Origin of the sequence: Cryobacterium soli, from assembly GCF_003611035.1 — a bacterium.
Classification (GTDB): domain Bacteria; phylum Actinomycetota; class Actinomycetes; order Actinomycetales; family Microbacteriaceae; genus Cryobacterium; species Cryobacterium soli.
Genome location: NZ_CP030033.1, coordinates 3,965,112 through 3,978,656, shown reverse-complemented (window position 1 = coordinate 3,978,656; position 13,545 = coordinate 3,965,112). Strand labels below are relative to the sequence as shown.

Annotated in this window: 8 protein-coding genes; 6 read left to right on the top strand and 2 right to left on the bottom strand. The window is 70.0% G+C overall.

The features are described from left to right. Positions 1-120 precede the first annotated feature (120 nt). The 4 genes from DOE79_RS18490 to DOE79_RS18475 all read left to right on the top strand — a co-directional run bounded on the left by DOE79_RS18490 (position 121) and on the right by DOE79_RS18475 (position 8,401). Complete coding sequence (locus DOE79_RS18490) at positions 121-2,310, top strand: S9 family peptidase (protein ID WP_120339760.1); 2,190 nt, start codon at positions 121-123, stop codon at positions 2,308-2,310. 158 nt (positions 2,311-2,468) lie between these two features. Then, positions 2,469-4,763, top strand: a complete 2,295-nt coding sequence (locus tag DOE79_RS18485) for a putative bifunctional diguanylate cyclase/phosphodiesterase (RefSeq protein ID WP_120339759.1) — start codon at positions 2,469-2,471, stop codon at positions 4,761-4,763. Between the two features lie 58 nt (positions 4,764-4,821). Beyond that, a complete protein-coding gene (locus DOE79_RS18480) occupies positions 4,822-5,277 on the top strand; it encodes a GyrI-like domain-containing protein (protein WP_120339758.1) in 456 nt (151 codons plus the stop codon). A gap of 79 nt (positions 5,278-5,356) precedes the next feature. Next, a complete protein-coding gene (locus tag DOE79_RS18475) occupies positions 5,357-8,401 on the top strand; it encodes a DEAD/DEAH box helicase (RefSeq protein ID WP_120339757.1) in 3,045 nt (1,014 codons plus the stop codon). A gap of 34 nt (positions 8,402-8,435) precedes the next feature. Here the strand turns inward: DOE79_RS18475 and DOE79_RS18470 are convergent, their stop codons facing one another. Beyond that, positions 8,436-9,068, bottom strand: coding sequence for an NADPH-dependent F420 reductase (locus DOE79_RS18470; RefSeq protein WP_120339756.1), 633 nt, complete (start codon positions 9,066-9,068; stop codon positions 8,436-8,438). Positions 9,069-9,179: 111 nt separating this feature from the next. Here DOE79_RS18470 and DOE79_RS18465 point away from each other — a divergent pair, with 111 nt between their 5' ends. Together DOE79_RS18465 and DOE79_RS18460 are read left to right on the top strand one after the other, a co-directional pair. After that, on the top strand, positions 9,180-9,686 hold the full coding sequence (locus tag DOE79_RS18465) for a MarR family winged helix-turn-helix transcriptional regulator (RefSeq protein ID WP_120339755.1): 507 nt from the start codon (positions 9,180-9,182) through the stop codon (positions 9,684-9,686). 2 nt (positions 9,687-9,688) lie between these two features. Beyond that, entirely contained in the window at positions 9,689-10,048 is a 360-nt protein-coding gene (locus DOE79_RS18460) for an A1S_2505 family phage non-structural protein (RefSeq protein WP_120339754.1), read from the top strand. Between the two features lie 18 nt (positions 10,049-10,066). Here DOE79_RS18460 and DOE79_RS18455 read toward each other — a convergent pair whose 3' ends face one another. Continuing rightward, positions 10,067-13,519 carry a TM0106 family RecB-like putative nuclease gene (locus DOE79_RS18455; protein ID WP_120339753.1) on the bottom strand — a complete coding sequence of 1,151 codons (3,453 nt, stop codon included), beginning with the start codon at positions 13,517-13,519 and terminating at the stop codon, positions 10,067-10,069. Positions 13,520-13,545: the final 26 nt, after the last annotated feature.

Here is a 13,545-nt window from a genome sequence, read left to right as displayed (position 1 = left end):
ACGGCTCACCCCGCAGCACAGGCCGACCACACGTACCCCCCGAAGGGGGCCACCACCTCAGAGCACACGACCTACCGCGGCACACGGGACATGCCCACACCGGATGGCTACGCTGAAGGAATGAACCTTCCTCCCCTCGCCGCCCAGAAGCCAACCCGGCGCATCCACCACAACGATGTGTACGTCGACAACTATGAGTGGCTGCGCGACAAGGAGGCCCCCGAGGTGATCGCCCACCTCGAGGCGGAGAACGCCTACACGGATGCCCGCACCGCCCACCTGGAGCTGCTGCAGGAGCAGATCTTCGAGGAGATCAAGGACCGCACCCAGGAGACCGATCTCAGCGTGCCCGTGCGCCGCGGGCAGTGGTGGCACTACACCCGCTCGGTCGAGGGCATGGAGTACGGCATCCATTGCCGCGCGCCCATCAGCGGCCCTGACGACTGGACTCCCCCGGTGATCGGGCCTGTCGCCGGCCCCGCCGGTGCCGGCGCAGCGACCGACCAGGCGGCCCAGACCCCCGGTCTGCCCGGCGAGCAGGTGTTGCTCGACGACAACGCCGAGGCCGCCGACCACGAGTTCTACTCGCTGGGCTCATTCGACGTGAGCGACGACGGCACCGCGCTGCTCTACGCGGTCGATGTCGAGGGTGACGAGCGCTACACCGTGCGCATCCGCACCATCGCCACCGGGGAGAACCTCGCCGACGAGATCCCCAACACCAGCTCCGGCGCACTCTTCGACCCCACCGGCCGCTACGTCTTTTACACCACGGTCGACGACGCCTGGCGCCCCGACACCGTCTGGCGGCACGAGGTCGGCACCCCGGCCGACACCGATGTGACGGTCTTCACCGAGCCCGACGAGCGCTTCTGGGTGGGCGTGGGCCGCTCCCGCAGCAACCGCTATCTCATGATCGAGGCGGGGTCCAGCGTCACCAGCGAGACCCACCTGCTCGACGCCGCTGACCCCACCGGAGAGTTCACCGTGGTGTGGCCGCGCCGCGACGACGTCGAGTACGACGTGGAGCACGCCGTCATCGACGGCGAGGACCGGCTCCTGATCGTGCACAACGACAACGCCGTGAACTTCGAGCTCGTCAGCGTGGCCGCCGGCGACCCCCGGGGCGACAAGCGCGTGGTGCTGGCGCACAACGACCGTATCCGCCTCGAGAGCGTCGACGCTTTCCGGGACTTCGTGGTCGTGGAGTACCGCAAGGACGGCCTCACCCAGGTTGCCTACGCCACCAAGCGCGGGGGCGGACTCACCGAGCTGACCTTCGACGAGGCACTCTATTCGGTGGGCATCGGCAGCAACCCGGAGTGGAACCAGCCCACCATCCGGCTGGGCTACACAAGCTTCGTCACCCCGTCCACGGTGTATGACTACGTCGTCGCCACGGGCGAGCTGCGCCTGCTCAAGCAGCAGCCGGTGCTCGGCCACTACGACCCCAGCCTGTTCGAGCAGCGGCGCGAATGGGCCGTGGCCGCCGACGGCACCCGGGTGCCCATCTCGATCGTCTACCGCACCGACCTCGTGGCCCCCGGCACCCCGGCGCCCACCCTGCTCTACGGCTACGGCTCCTACGAGATCAGCATCGACCCGTCGTTCAGCATCGCCAGGCTCAGCCTGCTCGACCGTGGCATGGTCTTCGCCGTCGCCCACGTGCGCGGCGGCGGCGAGCTCGGCCGCGCCTGGTACGAGAGCGGCAAGACCCACCGAAAGCGCAACTCGTTCACCGACTTCATCGCCTGCGCCGAGCACCTCATCGATTGCGGGTACACCTCGCCCGACCGGCTCGTCGCCGAGGGACGCAGCGCCGGCGGCCTGCTGATGGGCGCCGTGGCCAACCTGGCCCCTGCCCTCTTCTCCGGCATCCTGGCCGGCGTGCCGTTCGTCGACCCGTTGACCTCGATCCTCGACCCCAGCCTGCCGCTCACCGTGATCGAGTGGGACGAATGGGGCGACCCCCTGCACGACGCCGAGGTGTACTCCTATATGAAGTCGTACTCTCCGCTGGAGAACGTGCACCAGACGCACTATCCGCGCATCCTCGCCGTCACCAGCCTCAACGACACCCGGGTGCTCTACGTCGAACCGGCCAAGTGGGTCGCCCGGCTGCGTGAAGTGGGGGCGGACGCCCTGCTCAAGACCGAGATGTCGGCCGGCCACGGTGGAGTGTCCGGCCGCTACGCCGGCTGGCGTGAGCGGGCGTTCGACTACGCCTGGATCGTCGATGCGGCAGGCGCGCACCCGTCCGGGGAGGGCGAGCTGGCCTCTCTCAGTGCCGACGGGATCACCGAGGCCTAAGCAACCGGCGCATTCGTGTTCACGCCGGGCCTATCGACCCTGGTTGAGGGCGGTCAGCTTGCCAGTAAGGTGAGCTGATCGCCCAGCGCAGCTGGATTGGCGGGGGCTTCCAGCAGCTCACCTGACGCGACGGAGACTGTGCCGAGGGGAGCGTTGGTGTGAAGCTCGCGTTGCTGACCGCCGGACGGCGCCCCGCCCTGTCGCGCATCGACCTGGTCGTGCTGCACGGTATCGCCCTGGTGCTCATTGCCAACCTCATCGGCCTGGCACTGCACGGTGACGGTTTCAACGTCGTCGTCGACGGCTGGATGGCGCTGCTCAGCGACTGGGCAGCCGTCACCCTCGTCTGGCTGGCCGTGTACCGCGGCACAGCCAGGCGCCCAGACGTCGTTCTCGCCGCCGCAGCGGTGACGGCACTGGCCGCGGGCGACACCGCCTACCGTCTGCTCCCCGAGGCGTCCGCCGGTGACGTGTTGCCGACGCTCGCCGACAGCGCCTACCTAGGCTTCTACCTCCTGATGCTGGGCGTCGTCGCGGTACTCGCGCACCGGTCGCTGCGGAAACAGGCGTGGCCGGTGCTGCTGACCAGTGCCGTGGGCGCCCTGGGGGCCGCCTCGGTGCTGGCCGTCCTGCTCAGTCCAGCCCTGGATGCCGCGAGCGGCAGGCCGCTCTCGGCGCCCATCCTGCTCAGCATCGCCTTCCCGATTCTGGACCTTCTGCTCATCGCCGCACTGGCCGGCATCGCGGCCACACCGGTGCGGGTGCTGGGCAGGTCGGGTCTGCTCCTGGTGGCCGGGCTGCTGCTCTTCGCCACCGCCGATGTGTTCTACGCCCGGCGAGTGCAGTTCGACCCCGTTCTGATCGGCACCGCTCTGAACGGCGCCTGGGCCGTCGGCTTCGCCCTCATCACGATCTGGGTGCTGGTGACCACCCGCACCCGCCCAGACCGGACAACGGTCACCGCCGCATCCGATGGATCGGCCTACGCCGCCACCGCCATCGCGGCTCCGCTCGTGGCCACCGCCGCCGGTCTGGCCGTGCTCCTCGTCGCCAGCCAGACCGACGTCTCCGTCCTGGCCGTGAGCCTGGCCGGCAGCGCACTGGCCCTCGCCGCCGTCCCGCTGGCCTCCCGGCAACGTCTCCTGCACTCCCTTTCCCGCACCGACGAGCTCACCGGCCTGCCCAACCGCCGGGCTCTGGCCATGGATGTCGCCACCCGCCTCCGCGCCGTCGACGCACGCCCCAGCGCCCTCCTGGTGCTCGACCTGGACAGGTTCAAGGAGGTCAACGACAGCCTCGGCCACGAAGCCGGCGACCGCCTGATCGAACGCATCAGCGCCCGTCTCACGGGAGCCCTGCAGGCCGGCGACCTGCTCGCGCGGCTCGGCGGCGACGAATTCGCCGTGCACCTGCACCATGCAGACCAGATGCGCGCCACGGCGATGGCCCGCCGCCTGCGGGCGGTCACCGCCCGCCCCATCGTGATCGACGGTCTCAGCCTTGAGCTCGGCCTGAGCATCGGCATCGCGCTCTCCCCCGAGCACGGATCCGACCTCAGCGGACTGCTGCGCAAGGCAGACATGGCCATGTACTCGGCCAAGGCCGCGCGGATGGGCCAGCGCATCTACTCCGCCGGTGACGACAGCCACGACGGGGCCCGGCTGCGCACACTGCACGAGCTGCGCATGGCCCTGACCGACGACCAGTTAGTGCTGCACTACCAGCCCAAGGTGGACCTGGCCAGCGACACCGTGCCCGGCGTCGAGGCGCTCGTGCGCTGGAACCACCCCACCCGCGGCCTTCTCTATCCCGCCGATTTCCTCGACGTCGCCGAGAACGGCGGCCTCATGCGCACCCTCACCCGGGTGGTCCTCGAGCTCGCGCTCGACCAGGCCGCGATCTGGCAGGCACAGGGACGCGAGCTGACCGTGGCGGTGAACCTGTCCTCCCGCTCCCTCGCCGACTACCAACTCGTCGGGGTGGTCACCCGGATGCTCGCGGCCAGGGGACTGCCCGGCTCAGCGCTCATGCTCGAGGTGACCGAGGAATTCCTGTTGGTGGACCGTGACCGGGCGCGGAACATCCTGATGCGGCTGCGCAGCGCGGGCGTGCTCATCGCGGTTGACGACTTCGGCACCGGCTACAGTTCGCTGGCCTATCTGCGCGACCTGCCCATCGACGAGCTCAAGCTCGACCAGTCCTTCGTCATCCCGATGCTCGATGATGATCGGGCCTCCGCGCTAGTGGCGTCCTCCATCCACCTGGGCCACAGCCTCGGCATGCGCATCGTGGCCGAGGGCGTGGAGAGCGCGGAGGTACTCGACCAGTTGGCGCACTTCGACTGCGACATGGCACAGGGCTACTTCGTGTCGCGCCCGGTCTCCGCCAGCCACCTGGAGCGCTGGCTCGATGACCGCGCGGTGCTCGCGATCGACGTTCCCGCCGGCCGCTGACCTCCTATCCCGCCCGGGCCGGGCGGAATAGAGTGAGCGCCAAGCAGAGGAGCAGATCATGCAGATCGACCGCGTCGAACTTGAACCGCGCACCATGCTGGGGCTGCACGAGAGGGTCAAGATGGCCGACCTCACCGACTATTTCATGCGAGCCTTCGAGACCTCCGCCGCCGAGCTCGCCGAGCAGGGCCTCGCCCCGGCAGGCCCGCCGCTCGCGCTGTATCACGGCATGCCCACCGACACCGTCGATGTGACCGCCGGGTTTCCGGTGGCCGGTGCCGCTCACGGCACCGGCAACGTCGTGGTCACGGAGCTGCCGGTCGGCGAGGCCGTGACGAGCATCTACACCGGACCCTACGACGGGATGACTCGCACCTACGACGAGATCGCCGTCTGGCTGCGCGAGCACGACCTGAAGACGGGAGCCGACATGTGGGAGGAATACCTCACCGGACCCGATGTCGACCCGGATCCCGCCACCTGGCAGACCCGGATCGTCCTGCCCCTCGCCTGAGCGGACGTTACGGCCCCGACGGGCCGGGCCCGGCAGGGCAGCGCCCGGGATGTCGGCGGCTGCGTGAGAACATGGAGCCATGCCGCCGCCTCTCGATCCCACCCGCCGGGCGGCCGACGCATCCGATTGGAAGGCGGCCGTCGCGGCCCTCAGCGGCGGGCTGCCCGCGGACGCGCCGACGCCCGACACGGTCGCTGACTCCCCCGACGCCCGCACGACCATGGGCCTGCTCTTTGAGCTGCGGGAACAGACTCCCCGCAGCGCCGACCGCTGGCGCGGCGCCACCGCAGTGCGCGCCTCCGCCACCCGCCGCCGGGCCGGCGCCTACCGGCTCGGCGTGCGTCCGGTGCTGCGCAGCGACTCGGGCAAATGGGTCAAGTCCACCATCACGTGGAGCAACGTGGGCTACCAGCTCAATCGGCTCAACCTCAACGTGGAGCAGCACCGCTGGTTCTGCCAGTTCGTGCCGCTGCACCGGGTCGACAAGCCGGTCTACAACGGCCAGGACACCGAGTGGCTCTACCTCGACGAGTTCGAGAGCCCGCTGCTCTGGCACCTGCTCGCGGAGGCGGCGCGGCTGGGCATCGCTCTGGCCGGCAGCCACAAAGACGCCCAGGTCACCGTGGGCACTACGGCGACGGTGCACCTCGACGCCGCGCTGACCCCCGCGGCCCTGACCCTCTCCCCCGTGCTCACCATCGACGGCGGGGCGTATCCCTTGGGCGACGCGGGCAGCATCGGCGACCACGGCGTCTACGCGTTCTCGCTCGGCACCGACCCGGCCATCGTGCTGGCACCCAGCGCGGCCCCGCTCAATGCAGAACAGCGCACCCTGCTGGGAAGCGCCGGGGCCTTGGACCTGGTCGTGCCGGCGGGCGAGATCGACGAGTTCCTGCGCGAGTACTACCCGACGCTCCGCCGCGGCGTGCCGGTGACGAGCACGGATGCCTCCATCGAGTTCCCGCCCCCGCCGCCGCCCGTGCTCGTGCACACCGTGAGTTTCGAGCCCAAGCAGGCCGTGCGGCTGGACTGGCAGTGGCAGGGCGACCGTGACGAAGAAGCCGAGACCGAACTGCTGGGCCGTGTGGCCGACGCCGTTCCCGGCCTGCCGGTGCCGGCCGACCCGGACGCCCCCACCGTGACGCTGACCGGCCTGCCCGCCGCGGAGTACACCGACAAAGCGCTCCCCCGACTCGGCGAGGTGGCCGGGCTGCGCGTGGACCTGGTCGGCGCCAAGCCGGACTACCGCGAGCTCACCGCCACCCCGCAGCTGATAGTGACCACTGTGGAGACCGAGAAACGCGACTGGTTCGACCTCGGCGTGCTCGTGAAGATCGACGGCCGCAGCATCCCGTTCGACCCCATCTTCCGGGCCCTGGCCACGGGCCGCAAGAAACTGCTGCTGGTCGACAACAGCTACCTCTCGCTCACCCAGCCCGTGTTCGACCGCTTGCGCGACCTCATCGACGAGGCCAGGGCACTGCAGGAGTGGGAGACGGGCCTCCGGATCAACCGGCACCAGGCCAGTCTGTGGTCGGACTTCGAGGATCTCGCCGACGAGACCGAACAGGCCGTCTCCTGGCGAGCCGCCGTTGGCGGGCTACTGAGCCTCGAGCGCGCCGACACGGATGCGGAGGGTGCGGCGGCGCTACCCGGCGCCATTCCCCTGCCCGCCGGGTTGAACGCCACCCTGCGCCCCTACCAGGTGGCCGGATTCGAGTGGCTCGCGTTCCTCTGGGAGCACGGCCTCGGCGGCATCCTGGCCGACGACATGGGACTCGGCAAGACCCTGCAGGCCCTCGCGCTGCTCAGTCATGCCGTGCAGCATTCGGTGGGCCCCGAGGCGGGTGCCCCAGTAACCGCACACTCCGCGCCGCAGCGCCCGTTCCTCATCGTGGCGCCCACCTCGGTCGTGTCCAACTGGCTCACCGAGGCCGCCCGGTTCACCCCGAACCTGCGGGTCGGGTCGGTGTCGAGCACCCAGGCCACCAGCGGGCTCCCCCTGGCCGAGCAAGCCGAGGGCCTGGACGTGCTCGTCACCTCGTACGCCCTGTTCCGGCTCGATGCCCGGGCGTACCAGGCGCACGGCTGGGCGGGGCTGATCCTCGACGAGGCGCAGTTCGTGAAGAACCGCACCTCCCAGCTGCACCGCGCTGCCCGCGACCTCGACGTGCCGTTCAAGCTGGCCGTGACGGGCACACCCATGGAGAACAACCTGCTCGAGCTCTGGGCGCTGTTCTCCATCGTCGCCCCTGGCCTGTTCCCCTCGGCCCGCCGGTTCACCGAGGAGTACCTGCGCCCGGCCGAGCGCAAGGTGCGCTCCCAGGGCGAGCTGATCGAGCGGCTGCGGCGCCGCATCCGCCCGCTCATGCTGCGGCGCACCAAGGATGTCGTCGCCCGCGACCTGCCAGCCAAGCAGGAGCAGGTGCTGCGGGTGGAGCTCGACCCGCGCCACCGGGAAATCTACGACACCTTCCTGCAGCGGGAACGCCAGAAGCTGCTCGGGCTGATGGAGGACCTGGAGGCCAACCGGTTCATCGTCTTCAGGTCGATCACACTGCTTCGCATGCTGAGCCTGGATGCGTCGCTGGTCGACGACGAGTACGCCGACGTGCCATCGAGCAAGCTCGACGCGCTGTTCGAGCAACTCGACGAGGTGGTCGCCGAGGGCCACCGGGCGCTCATCTTCAGCCAGTTCACCTCATACCTGACCCTGGCCGCGGCGCGGCTGGAGAAGCGCGGCATCCGCTACAGCTATCTCGACGGCGGCACCACGGACCGACCCGCCGTCATCGAGGAGTTCAAGACCGGGGATGCCCCGGTGTTCCTGATCAGCCTCAAGGCCGGCGGGTTCGGCCTCAACCTCACCGAGGCAGACTACGTGTTCCTGCTCGACCCCTGGTGGAACCCGGCCAGCGAGTCCCAGGCCATCGACCGCACCCACCGGATCGGCCAGACCAAGAGCGTCATGGTGTACCGGCTCGTGGCCGCCGACACCATCGAGGAGAAGGTGATGGCGCTCAAAGACAGCAAGGCCAAGCTCGTGCAGGCCGTGCTCGACGACGACGCCGTCTTCGCGCAGTCGCTCACGGCCGACGACATCCGGGGCCTCCTCGAGCCCTAATCCCCCCTCGAGGAGTTCGCGAAGGTGCGGAGGGTTACTTGACCAGGGCGAAGCCGCCGGTCCAGTTGATGGCGCCTCCGGCGGCGAGGGTGAGTTGCAGGAAGCCGAGGGCCTCGAGCTCACGGGCGCGCTTGAGGGCTCCGGCGTCGACCGCGGCCACGCCACCGGCGGTGATCACGCCGATCAGGGCTTCCTTGGCGGATGCGTCGTCGCCGGCGATCAGAACCGTGGTGGGCACGGCACCGCCGACGGAGCCGGTGGCCAGGGTCGCGGCGAAGGTTGTGTTGAACGCCTTGAGCACGCGGGCGCCGGGAATGGTCTCGGCGATCACCTGGGCGGCCGAGCCGTCGGCCGGCACGACGAGCGAGTCGAAGGTGGCGAAGTCGAGCGGGTTGGTGATGTCCACGACGATCTTGCCGTCGAGCTGGCCCGCGTACTGGGCGAGCACCCCGGCCACGGCCGGGTAGGGCAGTGCGAGAACGACGATGTCGCCGGTGAGGGTGTCGCCCGCCACGCCCGACACGACGGTGGACCCGGCGGTCGCCGCGGCTGCGGCGGTCTTCTCGGCGTCCTGAGCGAGAAGCTGCACGGTTGCGCCTCCCGTGGCCGCGATCGCTGCGATGGCCGTGCCCATGTTGCCTGCTCCGATGATGCTGACGCTCGTCATGACGTACTCCTTCTCGCCTTCCGGCGATTCATTAGTTGTTGATACAAGTAATGTACCGCAGATTACTTGTCGCGTCAACCAAACAGTGCGGACATTGGCTAAGCTGGAGTCATGGACACGAACGAGACAGACACCGTGCAGGGACTCAACCAGGCTCAATTGCAGGCCTGGATGCGTTTTGTGGCCGTAGTGGAACTCGTCCCCGGCCTGCTGGACTCCCAGTTGCAGCGCGACTCCGACCTCAGCCACTTCGAGTACTACGTGCTCGCCATGCTCTCCGAGGCGCCCAACCGCACACTGAGGATGACCGGGCTCTCGTCGATGACCAACTCCAGCCTCCCCCGGCTCTCCCACGTGGTGCGCCGCCTCGAAGAGCGCGGCCTGGTGCAGCGTAGCCCCTGCCCGACCGACCGCCGGGCCACGAATGCCTCACTCACCGCTGACGGCTGGGCCGTCGTGCAGGAGGCCGCACCCGGGCACATCCGCACGGTGCGCGAGAACGTCATCGACCCGCTCACCGACGAACAGGTGGCCCAGCTCAACGCCATCTCCAACCAGTTACTGCAGAAGCTCGACCCCACCAACCGCCTCAACTCCGGGGCACCCGAAGGAGCCTGATCGTGCGCATCACCCAGCTGGCGCCCGGCGAGGTCTTCGTCTTCGGGTCGAACGCGGCGGGGATGCACGCCGCCGGGGCGGCCGCGATGGCGCACGAACGATTCGGTGCGGTCTGGGGTCAGGGCCACGGCCTGCACGGACAGTCCTACGCCATCAACTCGATGAGCGGGTTGGCCATTCTGCAGGCCGAGGTGGCCGGATTCGTGGACTTCGCCGCGCAGCATCCGGAGTTCAGGTTTCTCGTGACCGAGATCGGCTGCGGCATCGCCGGCTACACTCCCGCCGAGGTCGCACCATTCTTCGCCGGCGCGAGCGACAACGTGGTGTTGCCGCCCCGTTTCGCCCAGGAGCTGGGGCGCTGAGGTGCTCCGGCGGGGATATCAGCCCTCGACAAGCTCGATGAAGGCACTCAGCTGCGCCAGCGTGCCGGCGTTGTGCGGCAGGGCGTCCGTGAGCGCGGGCGAGTAGAGCAGGTACGCCGCCCACTGGGCCCGCGAGATGGCCACGTTGAGCCGGTTGGCCAGGAGCAGGAACTCCAGCCCCCGCGGCACCTCTTCGGCGCTGGACGCGGCGAGCGACACTATCGCCACCGCGGCCTCGCGGCCCTGGAACTTGTCGACCGTGCCCACGCTGACGTCGTGGCATCCGGCAAGGGCGAGCCGTTCGCGGATCACCTCGACCTGGGCGTTGTAGGGCGCCACCACGATGAGATCCCCCTGCCCGAGCGGGGTGCTCACCCCGCCGACGGTCCAGGCGCGACCCAGCAGCGAGCGGATGAGTTCGACCACGGCGTCGGCCTCCTCCGGCGACGAGGTGGAGTTGAGGGTGTGCGGCACGGGCAGCGGATGCAGGCCGGGCGGGACGCCGTCGAGGTGCCGGTCGGCGGCCCGGGATTCCAGTTTGCCCTCGTAGGAGAGTCGCGACACCGGCGCGCACACGGCCGGATGCATACGCCAGCTCTTGGCGAGGAAGTAGCCGAACTCGCTCGGCAGCACGTCGTGGCCGTCGGTGAGCCAGCCGAGCGCCGAGACGTCGACAGGTTCGGGGTGCGAGCCCTGGCTCACCTGCGGCAGCTGCTGCGGGTCGCCGAGCAGCAGCAGGCGCCGGGCCGCGACGGCGGAGGCGATGGTGCTGGCGAGCGAGAACTGGCCGGCCTCGTCGATCACGAGGAGGTCGAGCGAGCCCGGTTCGATGCGCTGGGCGTTGCTGAAGTCCCAGGCCGTGCCCCCGAGCACGAACCCGCCGGCCTGCCCGGTGAACTCGGCGAACCGGCTGGGCGACAGGGCCGTCCACCCGGTGTCCCGGGCTTCCTCCCCTGACTTGGCCTTCTTGCCCACGTGCCCGGCCGCCAGGCCCGCCTTGAGGACGGCGGAGAGCATGTTCTCCACGGTCGCGTGCGACTGAGCCACCACGCCGATCTTCCAGCCGTGGTCGCGCACGAGTTCTGCGATGACCCGGGAGCCTGTGTAGGTCTTGCCGGTGCCGGGCGGGCCCTGCACCGCCAGGTAGGAGCGGTCGATGCTGAGCAGGCTGTCACGGATGGCCGCGGTGATATCCCCGCCCGCGTCGGGAAGCGCCTCACCGGCACGGCGCCGCGGCGGAACCCGACGCAGGATGTCCAGCGCCGCATCCGGCAGCATCGCCGGCAACGCGTCGAGCACCTGCCGGCCCCATTCGGCGATCGCAGGTACCTGCGTGCCCGGCGGCGGCGGCGTGGCCGGCGCGAGCGCCATGGGCAGCTGGTCGTAGGGCTCTCCGCCGCGGCCGAGCTTCTCGGTGACGTAGAGCACCTCCTCACCGGTGGCCTCGTCGACGAGGCCGGTGATCTCGGTTCGTTCGTGGGCCACCCGGGAGCCGGGCTCGCCGGTCTGTGCGAGCGGCGGGTAGGGCGCGTCGTAGAGCAGGAACGGCCGCTGGCCGAGCTTGAGCGAGCTGCCCGGCGCGGCCTCGCCCTCGATGCGCAGCACCCGGGAGAGGTTGCGGTCCCGGCCCACCAGGGCCCAGTCGCGGTCGACTGTGGCGTGCTGCACGATCAGCACGTCGCGGGTGGCCGACCACTCGTCGGCGGGGTTCCGCAGCCTGTCGAAGTGCTCCTGCCAGAACTTCTTGCCCTCGCGGCGGTGATAGTCGATGGCGGCGCCGGCCAGGGCGATCGCGGTCTGGTCGGGCGTGCGGTCGCCGGGCGGCGCATCCGCCACCTGCGCCGCCAACGCCAGGTAGACCGGGCTGGGCTCCCGCACCGGGATGTCGAGCTCGAGGTCGCGGGACGCCGCGCGGGGCACTCCCGCCTCGTCGGCCCGGGCCAGAAGCCAGTCGCGCAGCCGCAGGGTGGAGAGGCAGTCGTACTCGTTGTAGTCGGCGATGGCATCGAGTTTGGCCTGGGCCGCGGCGAGGTCGCCGTCGCGGAACAGGGCGCGGGAGTCGGCGTATTCAGTGATCGAGTCCGCAGCGTTGTCGACGCCCGCGCGGTGGTCGTCGCCCATGTACAGCGGCTCGAGCTTCTTGATCGAGTAGCTGTGCGAGCCCACCCGCAGGCTCTTCTTGACGACCGGGTAGAGATCCACGAGCACGTTGGCGCGCAGCAGGTCGTCGACCGCGTCTTCACCCACGCCGTGCCGGGCAGCGAGGGACAGCAGGTGGGTGCGTTCGTAGGCGGCGTAGTGGTAGATGTGCAGGTTCGGATGCGCGGCACGGCGCGCGGCCACGTAGGCGAGGAAGTCGATCAGGGCCTGGCGTTCCTCGGCGTAGTCGTGCGCCCAGAACGCCCGGAAGGTGCCGTCCTGCTCGATGAGTCCGAACAGGTAGTCAAGGCCCCACTCCACGGTGTCGTCGCCGACGGCCGCCTCGCTGTAGAGCGGGTCGCCCTCGAAGTCGAAGAAGATGTCGCCGGCATCCGGTTGGGGCAGCGCGCCGAGCGCCACCGGGTTGTACACCTCGAAGGCCGGGGCGTCGGCGTGACCGGCCGCGCCGCTGGCGAGTTGCCGGGAGACCAGCTGCAGCCGCGCCTGCGCCCGGAGCGCGTCGACCGTGGCCTCGACGAGCCCGTCGACCGGGCCGCGGCTCGCGGCGAGCTGCTCGACGGTATCGATGCCGGCTTCGAGCAGGTGTCGCCGCTGGGTGAGCCGCATCCCGGCGACGAGGAGCACATCGCGATGGGCCTCGACCTCGAGGGCGCACGCCGCACAACGCCCGCAGGCGGCATAGCGCGGGTCGCCCCACGCCGTGGGCTCGGGGTCGGCGACCCTCTCGTCGATGACGCGTTCGAGCCGGGCGCGGCGCTTGCGGTAGACCGGCAAGATGTCACGCAGCCGGTGAGTGCTCGTGCGCCCGTCGCCGAGGAGCAGGTGCACATTCTCCCCGGTCGGGATGCCGAGCCTGTCGAGCTGGTCGCTGTACGCGGCCACCTGCAGCAACGCCGTGATCTTGGCCGAGCGCGCCAGCTTGGTGTCGAAGACCTCGTAGGAGCCGGACTCGGTGCGCATGATGAAGTCGGCGAACCCCACGAACCGGCCGTCGAAGAAGGTGGCCTGGAAGAGCACATCCGCGCCGGCCCGGAACGCGTCGGCGGTGAGGGCGGCGGCCTGTGGCAGCTCGCGCATCGACGGCCGGGCGAACTCGACGACCTGGCGGGTGCCGCGCAGCTTCTCGAGGTAGCGCAGCTCGTGCTCGTCGCCGAGGGAACCGGCCCGGCGCAGCATGGCGTCACCCGCGTCGGGCACGGCCTCCACCCGGCCGAGCTTGGCGTCGAGGGTGCGCATCACGGCCCACTCGCAACCCGCGGCGGCGCCGAGGTCACTGGCGCTGAAGATCACTGTGGAATCGAGCAAGAACACGCTGAGCCTCCGGCTGCTTGGATGGG

Coding starts and splice junctions, on each gene's coding strand:
- DOE79_RS18465 (WP_120339755.1), top strand. CDS start 9,180: ATGGACACGAACGAGACAGACACCGTGCAGGGACTCAACCAGGCTCAA.
- DOE79_RS18480 (WP_120339758.1), top strand. CDS start 4,822: ATGCAGATCGACCGCGTCGAACTTGAACCGCGCACCATGCTGGGGCTG.
- DOE79_RS18470 (WP_120339756.1), bottom strand. CDS start 9,068: ATGACGAGCGTCAGCATCATCGGAGCAGGCAACATGGGCACGGCCATC.
- DOE79_RS18490 (WP_120339760.1), top strand. CDS start 121: ATGAACCTTCCTCCCCTCGCCGCCCAGAAGCCAACCCGGCGCATCCAC.
- DOE79_RS18475 (WP_120339757.1), top strand. CDS start 5,357: ATGCCGCCGCCTCTCGATCCCACCCGCCGGGCGGCCGACGCATCCGAT.